Genomic DNA, 19,691 nt, shown 5'->3' on the forward strand with positions numbered 1-19,691 from the left:
CCCCGGCTTCGGCCGGGGCTCTTCTGCGTCAGCGGAACAGGCTCATCGTCGCCTGTTCCGCTTCGGCGTACTGGCGGCCCGCCGAGGCGAGCGCCGCGTTGATGCCCGCCAGCGACTCCTCGACCTGCCGCTGCGTGACGCGCCACTGCTCGACCGCCGCGTGGAAGGCGCTCGACGCCCCGCCGGTCCACGTGCTCTGCAGCTGCGTCAGCTGCGACATCATCGCGTGCGTCTCGCCTTCGATGCGGTCGATCGTGCTGCGCACCGAGCCGGTCGCGGCGATGACGGCGTCGCTGTCGACGGAGAAGACGGCCATGGAACCTCCTCGCTTCGGGGAGGGCCGGATGCCGATCCCCGTCCCGCCACGCTAAGCGCGCGCTCGCGCCGGCCGCGGTCCACGGCCCGGCCTGGGGAGGACGCGCAATGCGCCGGCGGCTGGGGAGGAGAACTCAAGCCGGCGGCGGCTGGATGGGCTGGGTCTCGAGGTCTCGGTGCTCCTCGGCATCCCGTCTGCTCGCGAGCGGGAAGGCCACGCGGAACGTGGCGCCGCCACCCGGAGTGTCCATCACGCGCACCGTGCCGTGGAGCGCCTCCATGATGGACTGGACGATCGAAAGCCCCAGGCCCGATCCGCCGGTCTCGCGCGTGCGCGAGGTGTCGGCCCGCCAGAAGCGCTGGAAGATCTTCTCCTTGATCTGGTCGGGCACGCCCTCGCCGTGGTCGCTCACTTCGATCCACCCGGTCTCCTCGGTCGGATCGACCCCGATGCGAAGCTCGATGGGGGAGTCCTCGGACGTGAAGCGGCGCGCATTGCCGAGCAGGTTGGTCACGACCTGGCGGATGCGGTTCTCATCGCCCAGCACGATCGGCTCGCGACGGCCCGCCGGCGAGGTCGCCGGCTCGGTCTCGGCGGTCTCGGCCCCTTCGGACTCGGCGGTGCGGGCGCGTCGGCGCAGCATCGCCAGGGTCGCGCCGGCCCGCGTGATCGCGGGTGCCTGGCGCTTCTTGGCGGCGGGCTCTGCGGGCGTGCTCGACGGCGCCGGCCGCGCCTCCGCTTCGGCGGTCGTGTCGATGACGGTCACCTCCCGCCGCGGCGAGGTCGCCCGCACATCGAGTCCGGCGTCGCGGGCGATGGGGCGCAGATCCACCTCGGTGATCACGACGTCGCGCCGCTCGTCGAGGCGCGCGAGGGCGAGCAGGTCCTCGACCATGCCGCCCATGCGGATCGCCTCCTTCTCGATGCGGTCCATCGACTGCGCGATCTGCTCGTCGCCGTGGATGGCACCCATGCGGTACAGCTCGGCGTAGCCGCGCACCGTCACCAGCGGCGTGCGCAGCTCGTGGCTGGCGTCGCCGACGAACCGCCGCATCTGCTGCACCGTCGCGTCGCGCTGCGAGATGGCGCCGTCGACGCGGTCGAGCATGGCGTTGATGGCCATCTTGAGCCGCCCCACCTCGGTCCCCGGCTCGATGTCGGTCATGCGGCTCGAGAGGTCGCCCGCCGAGATCGACATCGCCGTCGTCTCGACCTGTCCGAGGCTGCGGAAGGCGAGGGTGACCAGCAGCCGCGTCATGATCGCGCCCACGACGATCGTGATGACCGCGATGATGCTGTAGATGCCGAGGTAGGTCGCGACCGTGCGGTTCACGCCCGCCAGCGGCGCCGCGACCAGCTGCGTGTAGAAGGCGACGCCGCCGTTGCGCGTCTCCTGGACCGTGACCGCGTAGCGGTACTCGGCCTCGCCGTCCTCGCTCCACAGCGTGTACACGCCGTTCTCGCGAGGAAGCGCACGATCCAGCGGGAACGTCTCCGGCAGATCCGGGGGAGTGGCGCCGCGACCGCCGGCGACCCCCAGCAGCTCGCCGTCGCCGGTGGGGCTGTAGACCGCGACGAAGAGATCCGTGTCGCGCGCCGCGTCGGAGGGCTCGACCGTCAGGACGCCGTTCTGGATGGCGAGGTCGAACTGCTGGGCCGCCACATCCGTGCGCGCGACCTCGCGGACGTTGTCCTCGACGGTCGTGGCCAGGGCCCCGCGCAGGAAGGTCGTCGTCAGGATCCCGGCGCCGAGCAGCCCCATGGCGAGCACCGCGACCGCGACGCCCGTGACCTTCGCACGCAGGCTGGTTCCGCGCCACCAGGAGGTGACGGCGTCGTTCGTGTGTGCCAGGGCGGCTCTCCTTCGGGCCGGCTAGGCCGACTTCCCGGCCTTGAGCATGTACCCGAAGCCGCGCTTGGTCTGGATCAGCGGCTCGGACGAATGCGGGTCGATCTTGCGGCGCAGGTACGAGATGTAGCTCTCGACGATGCCGGCGTCCCCGTTGAAGTCGTACTCCCACACGTGGTCGAGGATCTGAGCCTTCGACAGCACGCGGTTCGGGTTGAGCATGAGGTAGCGCAGCAGCTTGAACTCGGTGGGGCTCAGGTCGATCGAGGCGTCGCCGACCTGCACGTCGTGCGTGTCCTGGTCCATCGTGAGCTCGCCGGCGCGGATCACCGACTCCTCATCCGCCTGCATCGTGCGCCGCAGGATCGCCTGGATCCGGGCGACGATCTCGTCGAGGCTGAACGGCTTCGTCACGTAGTCGTCGCCGCCGGCGTTCAGACCGGCGATCTTGTCCTCGGTCTCGTCCTTGGCCGTGAGGAAGAGGATCGGCGCTGTGTAGCCGGCGCCCCGGAGCCTCTTGGTGACGCTGAAGCCGTTCATGTCGGGGAGCATGACGTCCAGCACGATCAGGTCGGGCTCCTCCTCGAGGACGGCCGAGATCGTCTGGGCTCCGTTGGAGACAGCTCGAACCTGGAAACCCGCGAACCTCAGGCTCGTGATGAGCAGGTCGCGGATGTTCGGCTCGTCGTCCACGACGAGGATGCGCGGTGCGGTCATATGGCCATTATTGCCACCCATTCCATGCGCGCGCTGGATATCCGTGCGGCGGGCCGGGATCGCGGGCCCCGATCGCACCGTTCGGGCATAGGGTCGGAAGGGGGCTCGGAGACCACGAGGCGAGGAGCGCGGGATGGTTCATCACGTGATCATCGGCGGCGGGCAGGCGGCGGGATCCGCGGCCGCCACCCTGCGGGAGGAGTCGCCCGACGCGGAGATCACCGTTCTCGCGGCCGAGCCGCATCCGCCGTATCAGCGTCCGCCGCTGTCGAAGGGGTATCTCGCCGGCGTGGAAGGCCTGGACGCCGTCGTGCTGCACGCGGCGGACTGGTACCGCGAGCGCGAGGTGGACCTGCGGGCGGACACGCGTGCGACGGGCATCGACACGTCGGGTCACCGCCTCACGCTGGCGGACGGCGCGGACCTCGCCTACGACACGCTCCTCATCGCGACCGGCGCGTCGCCGCGCAGGCTCAGACTCCCGGGCGCGCACGTGCGCGGCGTCCACGCGCTGCGCACGATCGAGGACGCCGACGCGATCGCCGCGGATCTGCGCGGCGGCGATCGGCGTGTCGTCGTCGTGGGAACCGGCTGGATCGGGATGGAGGTCGCCGCCACCGCGCGCGGCTTCGGCAACGACGTCACGGTCCTCGGCCGCGGTCCCGTTCCGCTGGCGGGCGCACTCGGCGCCGAGATGGGTGAGGTCTTCGCGGGCCTCCACCGCGAGAACGGCGTGACGGTGAGGACATCGGCTCCGGTCGAGGCGATCGTCGGCGACGGTGCGGTGTCCGCGGTCGTCGCCGGCGGCGAGACCGTGCCCGCGGACGTCGTGGTCACGGGAGTGGGCGCGACGCCGCGAACGTCGCTCGCCGAGCGGGCGGGCATCCGCGTCCTGGACGGAATCGTCGTCGACGAGCATCTGCGCACGAGCGCCCCCGATGTCTTCGCGGCGGGCGACGTCGCCAGCGCCTACCACCCGTTCGTCCAGCGTCACCTCCGCAGCGAGCACTGGGACAACGCCCGCGCCGGCGGCGAGGTGGCGGCCCGCTCGATGCTCGGAGGTGACGCGCGCCACGACGGCATCCCGTACTTCTACACCGATCAGTTCGACCTCGGGATGGAGCTCTCGGGGTTCCCGACACTCATGCACGACGCCGATGTCGTCGTCCGCGGTGACGTGGACGCGCGGGAGTTCATCGCCTTCTGGCACGACGACGGACGCGTGGTCGGCGGCATGAACGTCAACGTGTGGGACGTGCACGACGACATCCAGGCCCTCATCCGCTCGGGCGCGCGTGTCGATGCCGACCGCCTGCGCGACCCCGGCGTCGAGCTCGCGGGTCTGGCCGCATGACCGCGCCCGGCACGACCGCGCTGCTGCGCGCGGGCGATCGGACGCTCGAGCTCTCGCAGCGCGTCGCGGTCATGGCCATCGTCAACCGCACGCCGGACTCGTTCTACGACCGGGGAGCCACGTTCGCCCTCGAGGCCGCCATCGCGGCCGGACGCCGGGCCGTCGACGCCGGAGCCGACATCGTCGACGTCGGCGGGGTGAAGTTCGCCCCCGGGCCGCCGGTGCCGGTCGAGGAGGAGGTCGCTCGGGTGGTCCCCGTGGTGCGCGAGCTCGCGGGCGACGTCGCCGTCAGCGTCGACACCTTCCAGCCGGCCGTCGCGCGTGCGGCGATCGAGGCGGGCGCGGCCGTCATCAACGACACCACGGGTCTGGCCGACCCCGACATGGCGCGCGTGGTCGCCGACAGCGACGCGGCGGTCGTGATCGCGCACAGCCTCGCCGCTCCCCGCACAAAGCTGCCGGTGCCGCGGTACGACGACGTCGTCGCCGACGTCTCGGCCTGGCTCCGGGACCGGCGCGAGCGCGCGCTGGAGGCGGGTGTGCCCGCCGACCGGATCATCCTCGACCCCGGCCACGATCTGAACAAGAACACCCTGCACTCCCTCGAGCTGACGCGGCGCATCGGCGATGTCGCGGCCCTGGGATCGCCGCTGCTGGTGGCGTTGTCGAACAAGGACTTCATCGGTGAGACGCTCGGCCGTGACCGCTCCGCCCGGCTGGCCGGGTCGCTGGCGGCGGCGGTCTACTGCGTTCAGCAGGGCGCGCGGATCGTGCGCGTCCACAACGTCGCCGAGACCGTCGACGCCATGCGCATGCTCGAGGCGATCCTCGGCTGGCGCGTGCCGCCCGACGACGCGCTCGTGCACAACATGCGGCCGGAGGGGAACGCGTGATGCCCACCGTGACGGAGCTCCTCGACGCGTACGCCGTCGGTGATCGCACCGCACCGGCCGTGCGCATGAACTTCGTCGCCAGCGCGGACGGCGCGGTGACCCTGGACGGACGCAGCGGTGCGCTCGGAGGCGACACCGATCGCACGCTCATGGGTGTCCTGCGGGCGCTGTCGGACGTCGTCCTGGTCGGTGCGGGAACGATCCGCTCCGAGGGGTACGGCGGCATGCGCGTCGACGACGAGCTGGCCGCGTGGCGCGTGAGGCACGGCATGCCGCCCCAGCCGCGTCTGGCGATCGTCACCGGCAGCGCCGACCTCGATCCTGCGCTCGGAGTCTTCGCCGATGCGGTGACCACGCCGATCGTCGTCACGTCGGCGCATGCACCGCTCGAGCGCCGCCACGCGCTCGACGCGGTCGCCGATGTGCTGGTGTGCGGCGAGCGCGGCGTCGACCTGGCCCTGATGCGGTCCTCGCTCGCCGAGCGGGGTCTTCCCGGCATCCTGTGCGAGGGCGGGCCGGGGCTGTTCGGAGCGCTCGTCGCCGTCGGGCTCGTCGATGAGCTGTGCCTGACGCTGTCGCCGACGCTCGCCGGCGGCGACGCCGGGCGCATCCTCCGGGGAGCGCCGGCGGCGTCGCGTCCGCTGCGGCTGCTGCACGCGATCGCGGACGACGACGGGTTCGTCTTCCTCCGCTATGCGGCGGCCACCTCGTCGGCGTCCAGGATCGTGTAGCTGTAGCCCTGCTCGGCGAGGAACCGCTGGCGGTTCTGCGCGAAGTCCTGGTCGACGGTGTCGCGGGCGATGAGGGTGTAGAAGCTCGCGGTGTCGGCCGACTTCTTCGGGCGCAGCAGTCGGCCCAGGCGCTGGGCCTCCTCCTGCCGCGAGCCGAACGAGCCGGACACCTGGATGGCGACGGACGCCTCCGGCAGGTCGATCGAGAAGTTCGCGACCTTCGAGACGACCAGCACCGATATCTCGCCCTCGCGGAACGCCTGGTAGAGCTCCTCGCGCTCGTCCACCGGGGTCTGCCCCGTGATCTTGGGTGCGCCCAGCGCCTCGGCGAGCGTGTCGATCTGGTCGAGGTACTGGCCGATGATGAGGATGCGCTCGCCCTGGTGCCGCGCGACGAGGTCCTTCACCACGCCGATCTTCGCCGGGGCGGTCGCGGCCAGGCGGTAGCGCTCCTCGTCGGCGGCCGCGGCGTACTCGAGGCGCTCGCCGGCGGGGAGGTCCACGCGCACCTCATAGCAGACGGCGGGCGAGATGAAGCCCTGCGCCTCGATCTCCTTCCACGGCGCGTCGAAGCGCTTGGGGCCGATGAGGCTGAACACGTCGCCCTCGCGGCCGTCCTCGCGCACGAGGGTCGCAGTCAGGCCGAGGCGCCGGCGGGCCTGCAGATCGGCGGTGAGCTTGAAGACGGGAGCGGGCAGCAGGTGCACCTCGTCGTAGACGACCAGGCCCCAATCGAGCGCGTCGAGCAGCGCCAGGTGCGCGTACTGGCCCTTCCGCTTGGCGGTGAGGATCTGGTACGTGGCGATCGTGACGGGCTTGATCTCCTTGGACTGGCCGGAGTACTCGCCGATCTCCTCGGGCGTCAGGCTCGTGCGCTTGAGCAGCTCATCGCGCCACTGCCGGGCGCTGACGGTGTTGGTGACGAGGATCAGCGTCGTGGTCTTGGTGGCGGCCATCGCCCCGGCGCCCACGAGCGTCTTCCCGGCGCCGCACGGGAGCACCACGACGCCCGAGCCGCCGTCGTGGAAGATGTCGACGGCCTTGCGCTGGTAGGGGCGCAGATGCCAGCCCTCCGGCCCGGTGTCCTCGTGGAGGTCGATCTGATGCGGAGTGCCGGGCGTGTAGCCGGCGAGATCCTCGGCGGGCCACCCGATCTTCAGCAGCTCCTGCTTGATGTGGCCGCGCGCCCACGGGTCGACGACGTACGTGTCGGGGGACGGATGCCCGATCAGCAGGGGCTGGATGCGCTTGTTCTTCGACACCTCGGCGAGCACCGCGGCATCCGTCGACCGGAGCACGAGCTCGCCGCCCGTGCCGTCCTCGGCGGCGGGGGTGCGCTCGATGACGAGGCGTCCGTAGCGGTTCACGGTCTCGGCGATGTCGATCGACACCGACGGCGGCACCGGGAAGCGCGACCATCGATCGAGCGTGGCCAGCATGTCCTGGGCGTCGTGCCCGGCCGCGCGGGCGTTCCACAGGCCGAGCCGCGTGATGCGGTACGTGTGGATGTGCTCGGGGGCGCGCTCGAGCTCGGCGAAGATCGCCAGCTCGTGGCGGGCGTTCTCCGCGTCGGGGTGCGCCACTTCGAGCAGCACGGTGCGGTCGCTCTGGACGATGAGGGGGCCGTCAGCCATAACGGACCAGTCTAGTCGCGTCCGGCTCAGACCGGCCGCACGCTCACGATGCTCGTCACCGGGAGTGTGCGCTCGATGTCGGCGGCGCGGTCGCGGCCGCGCAGGCGCCCGCCGCCGAGGCCCGTGGCCTCCATCCTCAGCGTGCGCTCGCTGCCGTCGGGCATGCGCACCGTCACGATGATCTCGGCCCGGGCGCGGACCCACTGCTCCAGCTCGCGCTGGAGCCACGCGTCCTCGCCGGAGTCGCCGTGGCCCTGCCGCAGGTTCGCCACGAGTGCGGCGTATGTCTCGGCCGGCTCGGCGGATGAGACGGCCGTGCCGCTGGCGGTGCGCCGGTGCATCGCCTCGGCGCGTCCGTCGGCGTCGACCGCGACCACGGGGTAGCGGGCGTCGGCCAGGGACCAGTAGACGGCATCCCGTCCAACGCGGGTCGCGAGCCCCGCGCCGTCCGGCACCAGCCCGAGGGGTCTCAGGGCCTGGTCGACCGACAGCGCATCGAGGACGCCGAGATCGTCGCTGTCCACGCGCGTGCGACCCGAGGCGGCGTCGGCGCTCACCTGGACCAGCCCGTGTCGCGAGGACGTCGATTCGATCAGATACTCCAGCGGCTGCGGGATGCCGGTGAGCGAGAGCTCGCCGAGGAAGGCGCGGATGGACTCCGCCGTCTCGCCCTCGGTGAGGGCCGCCGTGAGCGAATCGGCGGTGAAGCGGTAGGTCGAGGCCTGGGCGCGGGACTCCCGTCGCGCCAGCGTCCGCAGCCGGAGGTCCAGCGCGGGGGCGAGGGGCCCCGGCGCGATCGCGCTGAGATCGGCCTGCAGATATACGCGGTCGATCTCCGCGGGGAGCATCGCCGCGAGGGGCGCAGGGTCGGCGACGCGTCCCTCGCGCAGGGGCGTCGTCCATGCGGGCTCGCTGCCGTCGGCGGCGATGAGCCCCCATCGCGCCGCGGCGCGCATGAGGCGCTCGGCGCGGACCGGCCAGTCGGGGTTCAGCGGATACGCGCCCGACCAGAGCTCCACGGCGATCCAGCCGCCGTCCGATGTCCGCAGGCCCGCCGGGAGGGAGTCTCGGAAGCCCTCTGCGACGCGCTGCCAGCGCTGCGGCGTCGGGGCCTCGAGCCATGTGCGCGCGGCGTCGGTGACGGTCCATTCGCGGTCGACCGCGACCGCGAGCCCCGCGCTCTCGGCGAGCAGCACGAGGTCGTCGAGCTCGTCGACCGTATCCACCGCTCCCGATTCGATCAGCCGCTTGCGGTCGACGGCGCTGACGGCGCCGGCTCCCGTCCGCGTCAGCGGCGTCGCGTGGGCGGTCAGCAGCACATCGGCGAGCGCGCCCGAGGTCGTGAAGAGGCGCTCGGCGGCGGCGGCCGCCTGCCGGGGCTCCGACGCCGTGGGCGGCGGGGGAGGAGCCTGCGCGGCGAAGGCCTCGGGGGCGGATGCCCTCAGCGCATCCGCGCGTTCCCGCACGGCGCCCAGAGGCCGCCCGTCCTCGCCGAGGAGCGCGAGTCCGGTCAGGCGATCACGGGTCGTCACGTCGCCCGGAGGCTCATCCGCTGCCACAGCGATCAGCGTCTGGCGGTCCTGCGCGGTGAGCGCCCGGTCCAGCGATGCGGCATCCAGCAGGCCGTCCGCCGCATCGAAGAAGTCCTGCCACGCCGCCGTGGGTGAAACGCCCCGCGCGGCGAGGATCTCGGCGAGCGCGTCGTCCTCGCGAGCGGCCAGCCACGTCGCGAGTGCGCGCTCGTCGGAGGGCACTCAGTCGCCTCGGTTCGCCCGCGACCGCCGGACGAGGCTCATGATGAGCACCGTCAGCAGCATGATGAACGCGACGACCGGCGCGATGTAGACCAGGACGCCCAGGACCGGCCAGATGCCGGTGGACATGTCGGCGCCGGTGCTGGAGCCGATCATGATCGCGAAGAACGCCAGGATCGACAGCAGCAGCAGTCCCAGCGACATGAAGGCCAGGAGGCGATCGATCGGGCGGACGGGGACGTCGTCGCCCGGGGTTCGGGTGCTCATTCGCTCCAGCGTACCCGGTGCCGCGCGTGCCGTAGTCTTGGAGGTCGGGGCCGCCGTGGTCCCGGGTACCGTCATGCCCGCGTTCGCGGGCTCTTCTCATGCGAGGTTCGCGCAATGCCCACCGGCAAGGTCAGGTTCTACGACGAGGACAAGGGTTTCGGCTTCATCGCCACCGATGACGGCCAGGACGTGTTCCTGCACGCCAGCGCCCTCCCCGCCGGATCCGCTGCGCCCAAGCAGGGGACCCGCGTCGAGTTCGGCGTCGCCGACGGCCGCAAGGGACCGCAGGCCCTGTCGGTCCGTTTCCTCGAGGCGCCCGTCAGCCTCGCCAAGCGCGCTCGCAAGCCCGCCGATGACATGGCCATCATCGTGGAGGACCTCGTGGGGCTTCTCGACGGCATCGGCGCCGATCTCCGCCGCGGTCGGTACCCGAGCGGCGGCCACGCGAAGAAGGTCGCAGCGGTGCTGCGCAAGGTCGCCGATGAACTCGACGCCTGAGCCGGACCCGGCGCTCCTGGACGCGCGCGACCTCGCCCTCGCCGCCCTGCACGAGATCACCACGCCCGCATCCGTCGGCCCCGCCGCCGGCTACCGCGTCGAGGACGAAGGGATCGTCTCGCTGCGCTTCGAGAACCGGCTGGGGGGCTACCCCGGCTGGTACTGGACCGTGAGCGTGGCCCGCGTCGGCGACGCCGAGCCGACGGTGCTCGAGGCCGAGCTGCTTCCCGGCGACGGCGCGCTGCTGGCGCCCGACTGGGTTCCGTGGGCCGAGCGCCTCGCCGACTACCAGGCCGCGCAGGCCGCCGCCGCCGAGGCCGCGGCCGCGGAGGAGGAGGCCGACGAGGACGAGGACTCCGAGGAGCTCGAGGACGTCGACGACCTCGACGAGTCGGACTTCGATCCCGACGGCTCGCCCATCCTCCACGCGGGTGACGTCGACGGCGTCGACATCGACGAACTCGACGAACAGCAGCCGGACGACGATGACTCCGAGGACGACGGTGACTCCGAGGATGACGACGGGTCCGAGGATGACGACGAGTCCGAGGATGACGACGAGTCCGACGACGACGACGAGTCCGACGACGACGACGACGAGTCCGACGACGACGATCAGCCCGATGACGATCACGACGACTCCGACGATGGGTCCGGTGAGTTCGGCGCCGACGCGTCCGACGAGGACCGCGACGGCGAGTGACCCCGCTCGCTGACGGCGCGCCGCGCGAGACGTTCATCTCGGTGGACGTCGAGACGGCGGGTCCGAGCCCGACAGCCCACGCGCTGCTGTCGATCGGCGCGTGCGTGGTGGACGATCCGTCATCGGGGCTCTACATCGAGCTGCGACCGGACCGCGAGGGGTCGGTTCCCGAGGCGCTCGCGGTGAGCGGTCTGTCCACGGCGGAGCTCTCGCGGTCGGGCACGGACCCGGCCGCCGCGATGGCGCGATTCGCGGACTGGGTCGATGCGGTGACGCCCGCCGGCGCGACCGCGGTGTTCGTCGGGTTCAACGCCGGATTCGACTGGATGTTCGTCGCCGACTACTTCCAGCGCTACCTCGGACGCAACCCGTTCGGCCACGCGCCGCTCGACATCAAGTCGTACGCGATGGGCCTGCTGGGGTGCTCGTGGCGCGACACGAGCATGCGCCGTCTCGCCCCCCTCTTCCTGAGCGGACGTGAACTCAGCCACAATGCCCTCGAGGACGCACGTGATCAGGCGGAGCTGTTCCAGGCGCTGCGCGCACGAGCGGGAGAGGGGACCCATGACGAGCCCGGAGGAGCCGCGGGACGCTGAGGTGCCGCGCCCGGCCGACGATTTCGACCCCATCGTGGCGGTGCGCGAGATGGCGGCCGCGGCCCGCGCGCGCGGCATCGAGCTCGACGAGAGCGAGACCCTCAGATGGCTGGCGGCGATGGCCGCCGGCGGCGAGGATCTCGTCGTCGACGCCGAGTCCGGCACATTCGGCCACCGCATCTCGATGCTCGACTTCAGCCCGCACGAGCTCGAGCGCTTCCGCCGGATCGGGCGCATCGTCGAGGTCACCGGGCCCGACGGCGTCGCCGAGAGCGCCCTGGCGCTGTCGGGATCGGCCGCGCAGTCGAAGATCCAGACGTACCCGGGGGACTGCGACTACTTCGAGCGGCTGAACATCCGCGCCGGCACGCGTGCCGAGGCGTGCCGGATCCTCGGTGAGCTGATGCGCGAGAAGGCGAAGGACTTCGACCGCGGCGACGGCTTCCAGTTCATCGAGGGAAAGCTCGGCAGCTACCCGGGTGACGGCCGCCACGCCGGCGCTCCGGTGCAGCGGGGGACGCCGATCTCGTGGACGCCGGAGGAGATCGCCGCCGGCGAGCTGCACTGGACGACCGCCGACGGCGCAGACGCCGTCATCCGCTGGGAGGACGCCGCGCAGGATCCCGGATGGTGCAAGCTCGACTGGGTCGTCGCCGACCCCGATCGCGTGCGCCTCGCGAACGCCAGCAACGTCATCGACGTCACGTGGGAGGGCCCCGACGGCGAGATCGTGCCGCTGGACGGCTACCTCGACGCCTACTTCCAGGAGGTCTACCTCGACGCCGACGCCGTGCCCACGTTCGTGAAGGTGGTCGCCCATGTCTCCGACGACGCGCTCGACGACTACGTCGAAGCGCTGGAGGGCGAGGTCCGCAAGTACCTCACGAAGAACGTGAACTACGGCAAGGCGGCCAAGCGGATGTACAACCTGTTCCGGCTGTCGGGCCGGCACCTCGATGCGGCGTTCGTGCGCGAGCTGTTCGACGAGCCGGCGACGATGCTGTATCAGGTGTGGTCGCTCATCTCGACCCTCGACAACGCGACGCGGCCGGATTCGGCGATCCCGGTCGAGCAGGTGCGCGCGCAGGCGGACGACCTGGTCATCGAGGTGACCCGCGCCCTCGAGGGCGACGTCGAGATCGAGATCGTCGATGCGCTGCTGGCCCTGCGGCGCACGCTGGAGTCCTCCTCGGATGCCGTGCTGCGCTCGTCCGAGGTCGAGGGCGCCCGAACCCGGGTGGTCAACGTCGTCAACGGGTTCTTCAAGGACAAGCTGGAGTCGGTGCCGACGATCCGCGCCTACATCCGCGACGTGCAGGCCGGCGCGGCGCACTGACGGGGCGCCGCGCCGCCGGGCTCACATGTTCTCGAGCGTGTAGTCGATGCAGCGGATGAGCTGGCGCACGTCGTCCGGCTCGATCGAGACGAACGTCGCGATGCGCAGCTGGTTGCGCCCGAGCTTGCGGTAGGGCTCGGTGTCGACGATGCCGTTGGCGCGCAGGCTCTTCGCGATCGCCGAGGCATCGATGCTGTCATCGAAGTCGATCGTGACGACCACGGGGGAGCGGTCCGCGGGGTCGGCCACGAAAGGCGTCGCCGCGGCGGACGCGGTGGCCCACGAATACAGCGCGTCCGAAGACTCGTGGGTGCGGGCATCCGCCCACTGCAGTCCGCCGTTCTCGATCATCCAGTCCAGCTGCGAGCCCAGCAGGTGCAGGGTCGTGATCGCGGGCGTGTTGAGCGTCTGGTTCAGGCGCGAGTTGTCCAGCGCGTTCTTCAGGCTCAGGAAATCGGGGATGTAGCGCCCGGATGCCGCGATGCGCTCGATGCGCTCGATCGCCGCCGGCGACACCGCCGCGAACCACAGGCCGCCGTCCGAGCCCAGGTTCTTCTGCGGCGCGAAGTAGTACACGTCCGTCTCGTGGACCGAGAAGTCGATGCCGCCCGCAGCGCTGGTGGCGTCGATGACGGTCAGGGCCCCGTCGTCGCCGGCGACGCGCGCGATCGGCGCGGCGACGCCCGTGGAGGTCTCGTTGTGCGGATAGGCGTACACATCCACGCCCTCGACGGCTTCGGGCACGGCGCGCGTGCCGGGTTCGGCCTTGCGCACATCGGGCGCGTCGAGCCACGGGGCGGCGGCAGCCTTGGCGAACTTGCCGCCGAACTCTCCGAAGACCAGGTTCTGGCTGCGCCTCTCGATGAGCCCGAACGCCGCGGCATCCCAGAACGCGGTGGACCCGCCGTTGCCGAGGACGATCTCGTAGCCGTGGGGCAGGCGGAACAGCTCAGCCAGGCGCGAGCGGACGTGGCCCACGAGGTTCTTCACCGGCGCCTGCCGGTGCGAGGTCCCCAGGATCGTGGCGCCCGGCCCGACGAGAGCCTCCAGCTGGGCGGCGCGGACCTTCGAGGGGCCGCAGCCGAAGCGTCCGTCGACGGGCAGCAGTTCACGGGGCAGCGAGACGTGTGACATGGCTCGATTCTAGGGAGAACGGCCCGCCGCGACCGGACGAAGGTCCCCTTGTGACGACACGGATGCGCGGCACACGGCGACCGGGGACGGTTAGGCTGTCCTTTGCTCGATTCCGAAGCGAGGACGACCCGATGACCGACCTGATCGACACGACCGAGATGTACCTGCGCACGATCCTCGAGCTCGAGGAGGAGAACATCGTTCCGCTGCGTGCACGCATCTCGGAGCGGCTCGGGCACTCGGGCCCCACGGTGTCGCAGACGGTGGGGCGCATGGAGCGCGACGGGCTCGTCGTCGTCACCGACGACCGGCGTCTGGAGCTCACCGGCGCCGGACGGCAGAAGGCCGTCGACGTGATGCGCAAGCACCGGCTCGCGGAGCGTCTGCTCTCGGATGTCATCGGCCTGGACTGGGCCTACGTCCACGACGAGGCCTGCCGCTGGGAGCACGTCATGAGCGAGAAGGTCGAGCGGCGGCTGGTCGAGCTGCTCGGTCACCCCACCGAGTCCCCGTACGGCAACCCCATCCCCGGCCTCGACCAGCTCGGCGACATCCCGGCGAACCAGTTCGAGCAGGGCGTGGTCGGTCTGGTGAAGAAGCTCAACGACGCCGGCGGGCCCATCACGGGAACCGTGCGACGGCTCGCCGAGCCCGCGCAGGTCGACCCCGAGCTGCTCCAGCAGCTCGCGTCGGCGGGCGTCGTCCCGGGAGCGCACGGCGACTACCGCTACAGCGAGGGATACGTGCTGGTGCAGATGGACGGGCGCGAAGACGCCCTCGAGCTGCCCGTCGAGGTGGCCGGCCACATCTTCCTCGTGGAGGGTGTCGCCTGACCTCCGGCAACCCCGTTCAGCGGATGTCCAGCGGGTTGCCAGCGTTGAAACGTGACATGTTCGTTACCTTCCGGTAGCCTCGAACAGTCCGGATGGCGCGAAGCCTGCCGTACGGACACCGCGCAGAACGCCTCCCGGCTCGTCCTCTGCACGGTGAATGCACAACGTGCCCCGACATCGAGTGCTGACGAGCCGGCGCTCCGGCGTCGAGGCGCCGGAGGATCGATTGGCTGAAGACAGAGATACGCCCCAGGGCGGTGACTCGGCGAACACGGCGGGTCTGACGCGACGTGACCGCTCGCGGCGTACCGCGGTGACCCGTCCGGCGACCACGACGGCACCGCGCCGTCCGGCGAAGGCCGCGCGCAAGCGCAAGGTCAATCCCCTCAGGACCGCCGCGATCCTCACCATGGTCGGCGGCCTCATCGCCACCGTCGCCCTCCCCGCCTACGGCGCCTTCCGCACGTCCGGCGACGAGACGGTGACACTGCAGCAGATCGCGCTCGACGATGCCCAGTCGCTCGTCGTCGCCTCGGACGCCGAGTCGGTCGACCTGTCGCGCGAGAGCTATTCCGCGACGACGCAGAAGGAGATCGACGAGAAGAAGGCGAAGGAGGCCGCTGCGGCCGCCGCCGCCGAGCGCGCCCGCGCCGCGGCCGCCGCCGCCGCGTCGGTCCCCGTCAACGTCAGCATCAGCGCCGGCAGCGGGAACGTGCGCTGGCCGATCCTCAACTTCACCAAGGGCCGCGGTCTGTGGGACTCCGGCTACCACCAGGGCGTCGACCTGCTCGCCTCGTGCGGCACGCCGCTGTACGCGGCCGCGTCGGGCGTCGTGCGCGTGTCGCAGGAGAGCTTCGGCGGCTACGGCGTGGCCGTCGTGATCGACCACGTCCTCAACGGTCAGTCGGTGTGGACGCTGTACGGTCACATGACCTACGGCAGCCGTATGGTCTCGGCCGGGCAGAGCGTCTCGGCCGGCCAGCAGATCGGTGTCGTCGGCTCGACCGGAAGCTCCACGGCGTGCCACCTGCACTTCGAGGTCCACATCAACGACCAGGTGGTGGACCCCTGGGCCTGGCTGACCACCAACGCCGGCTGAGCGCCCTGACCGGCGCTTTCGTTCTCCGACACGCAACACGGCGTTAACCGCCGTGTGCGCCCGCATGTCGCTGTGTGCACTAGCCTGAGACGGACGCTTGAGAGAAGCGGAGGTCGTCGAATGGGCAGCATCCCACGCATCCGAACCACGGTTGCGCTCGGACGCCACGTCCTTCGGCATCGCATGAGCGGATGCTGCGGTCATTCCGTCGCGCCAAGGCGCTGTCTGTAGACAGCGCCTTTTTTCGTGCCCTCTCGTTCCTCGATCGCGCCGAAGAGTCGAATCACCGGGAAGCCGTCCCGGCCGTTCGAGAGGATGAGGAATGCGCACTCTGGTGCTGAATGCGGGGTATGAGCCACTCGCGGTCGTGTCGTTCAAGCGCGCGCTCGTGCTGGTGATGAACGAGAAGGCGACGGTCATCGAGCATGTCGAGGCCGAGCCGGTATGGGGGACGAGAAGAACCTACGATCGCCCCGCGGTCATCATCCTCACCCGCTACGTCCGCGTGCCGGGCGTCCGCCACGTCCCGGTGACCCGACGCGGCGTGCTGCGTCGCGACGCCCACCGATGCGGGTACTGCGGCAAGTCGGCGGCCACGATCGACCATGTGCTGCCACGCTCCCGCGGCGGCGCGGACTCGTGGGAGAACCTCGTCGCGTGCTGTCTTCGGTGCAACAACGTCAAGGGCGACCGCACGCCGCAGGAGATGGGATGGGAGCTGCGCCACCTTCCCGCGCCTCCCCGCGGCGGGCAGTGGACGGTGCGGGGCACCGAGCGTGCGGATCCGCGCTGGGAGCCGTATCTGGCGCTCGCCGCCTGAGGGTCCGGTGCGTCTCGGGGACGGTTTCCCCCGGTGAGCTCCGACGACCGTCTCCGCGTGATCTGATGGGGGCATGCAGCGCGCCCTCATCGTGATCGACATGCAACGCGGCTTCGACGACGAGTCCGTCTGGGGCCGGTTGTCCAACCCCGCGTGCGAGCAGAACGTCCGGGCTCTTCTCGAGTCGTTCTCGGGAGCGGGCGAGCCGATCGTCGTCGTCCGGCACGATTCCCTCGAGCCCGGCTTCGGGCTGAGCCCCGGCGAGCCGGGAAACGCCCTGGTCGACACGGTCGCCGAGATCGAGCCGGCCGTGCTGGTGACCAAGCACGTCAACTCGGCCTTCTACGGCGACCCGGACCTGCACGCCTGGCTGCGCGATCGCGGCATCCGAGAGCTCGTGCTGTGCGGCATCCAGACCGACATGTGCGTGGAGACGACCGCACGCATGGCCGGCAACCTCGGCTACGACGTGACGGTGGCGATCGACGCCACGCGCACGTTCGACCTGTCGGCGGAGGTCCCGGGCATCGGCACGGTGTCGCGATCCGCCGAGGACCTCATGGCGACGACGGCGCTTCAGCTGCAGGAGGGGGACTTCGCCCGCATCTCGGCCACGAGCGACCTGATCTAGCAGACTGTCGAACATCCTGCACGGAAACCGTCGTTTCCGATGTCGGAGGCCACGCGTACCGTTCGAATCGACATTGAAGCATTAGAACATACGTTCTACGATGTCGGGGTGGTGGTCGTCGTGCAGAGTGAAGCGCTCTCGACCGGTGCGGTGTCCGATGACACGGTGCCGGCAGGCGGTGCGCGCGGTGACGGTGCGCGCGGTGACACCATGCAGCGGCTGCGCGACCAGGTCGCGCGCATCCAGGGGCGCCGACTCGACGAGCCCGTGCTGCCGGTCCACGACGCCCTCGCGCCGCTGCTGCCCGGACGCGGGCTGCGGCCGGGAGCCGCATACTCGCTGCCCGGATCGACGTCCCTGCTGCTGGGACTGCTGGCCGTGCCGTCGCGATCGGGGGCATGGTGCGGGGCCGTGGGCATGCCCCAGCTGGGAGTCGAGGCGGCCGACGCGATGGGGGTCGACCTGTCGCGGCTCGTGCTCGTCCCCGAGCCGGGCCGGCGCTGGCTCGCCGTCACCGCGACGATCGCCGACGTGCTTCCCGTGGTCGCGGTGCGTCCGCGCGGTCGCGTGGCCGACGGCGAGGTGTCGCGACTGGCCGCGCGTCTGCGGGACCGGGGTGCGGTGCTCCTCGTCGACGGGCCGTGGCCGCAGGCCGAGGCGGTCCTGACGGTCGACCAGCCCGAGTGGCGCGGCCTCGGGCGGGGCCACGGCTACCTCGAGGGCCGGGCGGTGACGGTGACCTCGGCGAGCCGTCGGTGGCCGACGCCCCGTCGGGCGCGCGTCATGCTGCCCGACGCGCGGGGGGACGTCTCGCGTGCGCCCGACGCCGTGATGCCGGTCGAGCGCCCACACCTGGTGCCGCTGGCGGCGCGGGCGGCGGGCTGACATGTCTCCCGATCCCGTGGCGCCCCCCGAGCGGAGTCTCGTGCTCTGGCTGCCGGACTGGCCGGTCGTGGCGTACCTGCGCGAGAAGGGCTCGGCGGCCGACGCCCGCGCGCCCCTCGCCGTCGTCGAGCGCAACGTCGTCGTGGCGTCCTCTCCCGCGGCGCTCGCCGACGGGGTGCGTCCCGGCCAGCGACGGCGCGACGCGCAGGCGCGGTGCCCGCTGCTGACGGTGATCCCGGCCGACCCGGCGCGCGATCACCGGGCGTTCGCCCCCGTGATCTCGCACATCGAGCAGCTCGCACCCGGCGTGCAGCCGGTCCACCCCGGCCTGTGCGCGCTGCGCGCACGCGGACCCGCCCGCTACTACGGCGGCGAGGATCGCGCCGCGCGCACGATCCTCGCCGCGCTCGCCGAGGACGGACTCGCCGGCGCCCGCGCAGCGGTGGCCGACGGGCCCTTCACGGCGGAGCAGGCTGCCATGCTCGCCACGAGCGCGGCGGAGCCCGTGTTCACGGTTCCGGCCGGCGGGTCCGCCGGATTCCTCGCGCCGCTCTCGGTGGCGGCGCTCGGCCAGTCGTCCCTGCTCGGCGTGGTGGCGACGTCGCGGGACGTCCCGCCCGCCGACCTCGTGAGCCTGCTCGCCCGCCTGGGCGTGCAGACCCTGGGCCAGTTCGCCGGCATGGACCCGGAACGCGTGCGCGAGCGCTTCGGCGAGCGCGGCGTGCGCCTGCACGCTCTCGCCGCGGGCCGCGATTCGCAGCCGGTCCGCCCGCGCACTCCGCCGCCCGAGCTGCATCGCGAGATCGCGTTCGAGCCGCCGCTCGAGCTCGCCGACCAGGTCGCGTTCGGCATGCGCGTCGCCGCCGAGGAGTTCATCTCGGGTCTGGGGGCGGTCGACCTCGTGTGCACCGAGCTGCGCGTCGAGCTCACCGGCGACCGGGGCGAGCGCAGCGAGCGCGTGTGGCTGCATCCGGCGTCCTTCGACGCATCGGCGGTGGTCGACCGGGTCCGCTGGCAGCTCGCCGAGGAGGCCGAAGGGCTGCGCAGCGCCGTGGCGCTGGTGCGGATCTCTCCCGAGGCGGTGGACGACGCATCCCACCACGCTCCGGCGATCTTCGGCTCCGGTCCCGAGGAGCGCGTGCACCACGCGCTGTCGCGCGTGCAGGCGATGCTCGGGCATCGGGGCGTGCTCACCCCCGATGTCGGCGGCGGCCGGTGGCTCGCCGAGCGCCAGGTGCTGGTGCCGTGGGGCGACCGGCACGAGAAGGGGCGCGCGGGGCTCGCCGCCGAGCGTGCCAGGCCGTGGCCGGGGAGCCTCCCCGACCCGCTGCCGGCGACGGTCTTCACGCCGCAGCGCCCCGTCGAGGTGACCTCGCAGGGCGGATTCGCCGTCGACATCGACGAGCGGGGGACGCTCTCGGCGGTGCCGGCGCAGCTGGGGCTCGGCGATCGCGTCCTCGGGATCGCGTCGTGGGCGGGGCCGTGGCCGGTGAACGAACGCGGGTGGGATCCCGCCCGGGCGCGGCGCGCCCACCGGTTCCAGGTCGTGGATGCCGACGGCACGGCGTGGCTGCTGGTGTGCGAGGCCGGGGCATGGGCCGCGGAGGCGACGTATGACTGAGGGAGTGTCCCTGACGGGCG

The 19,691-nt window shown here is 71.7% G+C and carries 20 protein-coding genes; 13 read left to right on the forward strand and 7 right to left on the reverse strand.

All coding sequences use genetic code 11. From position 1 onward, the window contains the following. Positions 1-28: 28 nt before the first annotated feature. The 3 genes from P0L94_01665 to P0L94_01675 form a co-directional block, all read right to left on the reverse strand. On the reverse strand, positions 29-316 hold the full coding sequence (locus P0L94_01665; GenBank protein ID WES64789.1) for a WXG100 family type VII secretion target: 288 nt from the start codon (positions 314-316) through the stop codon (positions 29-31). A 133-nt stretch (positions 317-449) separates the two neighbouring features. Further along, positions 450-2,078, reverse strand: a complete 1,629-nt coding sequence (locus P0L94_01670) for a HAMP domain-containing sensor histidine kinase (GenBank protein ID WES64790.1) — start codon at positions 2,076-2,078, stop codon at positions 450-452. A gap of 111 nt (positions 2,079-2,189) precedes the next feature. Then, positions 2,190-2,882 (reverse strand): response regulator transcription factor, encoded by a 693-nt coding sequence (locus P0L94_01675; protein ID WES64791.1) that lies wholly within the window; start codon positions 2,880-2,882, stop codon positions 2,190-2,192. A 133-nt stretch (positions 2,883-3,015) separates the two neighbouring features. Between P0L94_01675 and P0L94_01680 the strand changes: the two genes are divergently transcribed. The 3 genes from P0L94_01680 to P0L94_01690 are packed head-to-tail and all read left to right on the forward strand — an operon-like array spanning position 3,016 to position 5,860. Then, a complete protein-coding gene (locus P0L94_01680; GenBank protein ID WES64792.1) occupies positions 3,016-4,236 on the forward strand; it encodes an FAD-dependent oxidoreductase in 1,221 nt (406 codons plus the stop codon). After that, a complete protein-coding gene (gene folP, locus P0L94_01685) occupies positions 4,233-5,129 on the forward strand; it encodes a dihydropteroate synthase (protein WES64793.1) in 897 nt (298 codons plus the stop codon). Before P0L94_01680 ends, folP begins: the two co-directional genes overlap by 4 nt. Then, positions 5,129-5,860, forward strand: a complete 732-nt coding sequence (locus P0L94_01690) for a pyrimidine reductase family protein (GenBank protein WES64794.1) — start codon at positions 5,129-5,131, stop codon at positions 5,858-5,860. The genes folP and P0L94_01690 overlap by 1 nt, the downstream gene beginning before the upstream one ends. Here P0L94_01690 and P0L94_01695 read toward each other — a convergent pair. The 3 genes from P0L94_01695 to P0L94_01705 are packed head-to-tail and all read right to left on the reverse strand — an operon-like array spanning position 5,821 to position 9,515. Next, positions 5,821-7,494 carry a DEAD/DEAH box helicase gene (locus tag P0L94_01695; GenBank protein WES64795.1) on the reverse strand — a complete coding sequence of 558 codons (1,674 nt, stop codon included), beginning with the start codon at positions 7,492-7,494 and terminating at the stop codon, positions 5,821-5,823. The two genes, P0L94_01690 and P0L94_01695, sit on opposite strands and share 40 nt — an antisense overlap. Before the next feature lie 26 nt (positions 7,495-7,520). After that, positions 7,521-9,248, reverse strand: coding sequence for a helicase-associated domain-containing protein (locus P0L94_01700; protein ID WES64796.1), 1,728 nt, complete (start codon positions 9,246-9,248; stop codon positions 7,521-7,523). After that, positions 9,249-9,515: a hypothetical protein gene (locus P0L94_01705; GenBank protein ID WES64797.1), complete on the reverse strand. Its 267-nt coding sequence runs from the start codon at positions 9,513-9,515 to the stop codon at positions 9,249-9,251. It abuts the gene before it with no gap. Between the two features lie 114 nt (positions 9,516-9,629). Here P0L94_01705 and P0L94_01710 point away from each other — a divergent pair, with 114 nt between their 5' ends. Genes P0L94_01710 through P0L94_01725 form a run of 4 tightly spaced genes read left to right on the forward strand, consistent with a single transcriptional unit; the run spans position 9,630 to position 12,648 of the window. Then, positions 9,630-10,013: a cold shock domain-containing protein gene (locus P0L94_01710; protein WES64798.1), complete on the forward strand. Its 384-nt coding sequence runs from the start codon at positions 9,630-9,632 to the stop codon at positions 10,011-10,013. Then, on the forward strand, positions 9,997-10,716 hold the full coding sequence (locus P0L94_01715; GenBank protein ID WES64799.1) for a DUF3027 domain-containing protein: 720 nt from the start codon (positions 9,997-9,999) through the stop codon (positions 10,714-10,716). Before P0L94_01710 ends, P0L94_01715 begins: the two co-directional genes overlap by 17 nt. Beyond that, positions 10,713-11,312 carry a 3'-5' exonuclease gene (locus P0L94_01720; GenBank protein WES64800.1) on the forward strand — a complete coding sequence of 200 codons (600 nt, stop codon included), beginning with the start codon at positions 10,713-10,715 and terminating at the stop codon, positions 11,310-11,312. The genes P0L94_01715 and P0L94_01720 overlap by 4 nt, the downstream gene beginning before the upstream one ends. Beyond that, positions 11,281-12,648, forward strand: a complete 1,368-nt coding sequence (locus P0L94_01725; protein ID WES64801.1) for a hypothetical protein — start codon at positions 11,281-11,283, stop codon at positions 12,646-12,648. The genes P0L94_01720 and P0L94_01725 overlap by 32 nt, the downstream gene beginning before the upstream one ends. A 21-nt stretch (positions 12,649-12,669) precedes the next feature. Here the strand turns inward: P0L94_01725 and serC are convergent, their stop codons facing one another. Next, a complete protein-coding gene (serC, locus tag P0L94_01730; GenBank protein WES64802.1) occupies positions 12,670-13,782 on the reverse strand; it encodes a phosphoserine transaminase in 1,113 nt (370 codons plus the stop codon). Between the two features lie 131 nt (positions 13,783-13,913). Between serC and P0L94_01735 the strand changes: the two genes are divergently transcribed. The 6 genes from P0L94_01735 (at position 13,914) to P0L94_01760 (ending at position 19,671) form a co-directional block, all read left to right on the forward strand. Next, positions 13,914-14,615, forward strand: coding sequence for a metal-dependent transcriptional regulator (locus P0L94_01735; GenBank protein WES64803.1), 702 nt, complete (start codon positions 13,914-13,916; stop codon positions 14,613-14,615). 313 nt (positions 14,616-14,928) lie between these two features. Then, complete coding sequence (locus tag P0L94_01740) at positions 14,929-15,714, forward strand: M23 family metallopeptidase (GenBank protein WES64804.1); 786 nt, start codon at positions 14,929-14,931, stop codon at positions 15,712-15,714. Between the two features lie 322 nt (positions 15,715-16,036). Then, positions 16,037-16,534 carry an HNH endonuclease gene (locus tag P0L94_01745; protein WES64805.1) on the forward strand — a complete coding sequence of 166 codons (498 nt, stop codon included), beginning with the start codon at positions 16,037-16,039 and terminating at the stop codon, positions 16,532-16,534. A 73-nt stretch (positions 16,535-16,607) separates the two neighbouring features. Beyond that, entirely contained in the window at positions 16,608-17,165 is a 558-nt protein-coding gene (locus tag P0L94_01750) for a cysteine hydrolase family protein (protein ID WES64806.1), read from the forward strand. 108 nt (positions 17,166-17,273) lie between these two features. Beyond that, positions 17,274-18,050 carry a hypothetical protein gene (locus tag P0L94_01755; protein WES64807.1) on the forward strand — a complete coding sequence of 259 codons (777 nt, stop codon included), beginning with the start codon at positions 17,274-17,276 and terminating at the stop codon, positions 18,048-18,050. A 1-nt stretch (position 18,051) separates the two neighbouring features. After that, entirely contained in the window at positions 18,052-19,671 is a 1,620-nt protein-coding gene (locus P0L94_01760; protein ID WES64808.1) for a DNA polymerase Y family protein, read from the forward strand. The last annotated feature ends 20 nt before the right edge of the window (positions 19,672-19,691 follow it).

It is taken from the genome of Microbacter sp. GSS18 (assembly GCA_029319145.1).
Lineage (GTDB): Bacteria > Actinomycetota > Actinomycetes > Actinomycetales > Microbacteriaceae > Microbacterium.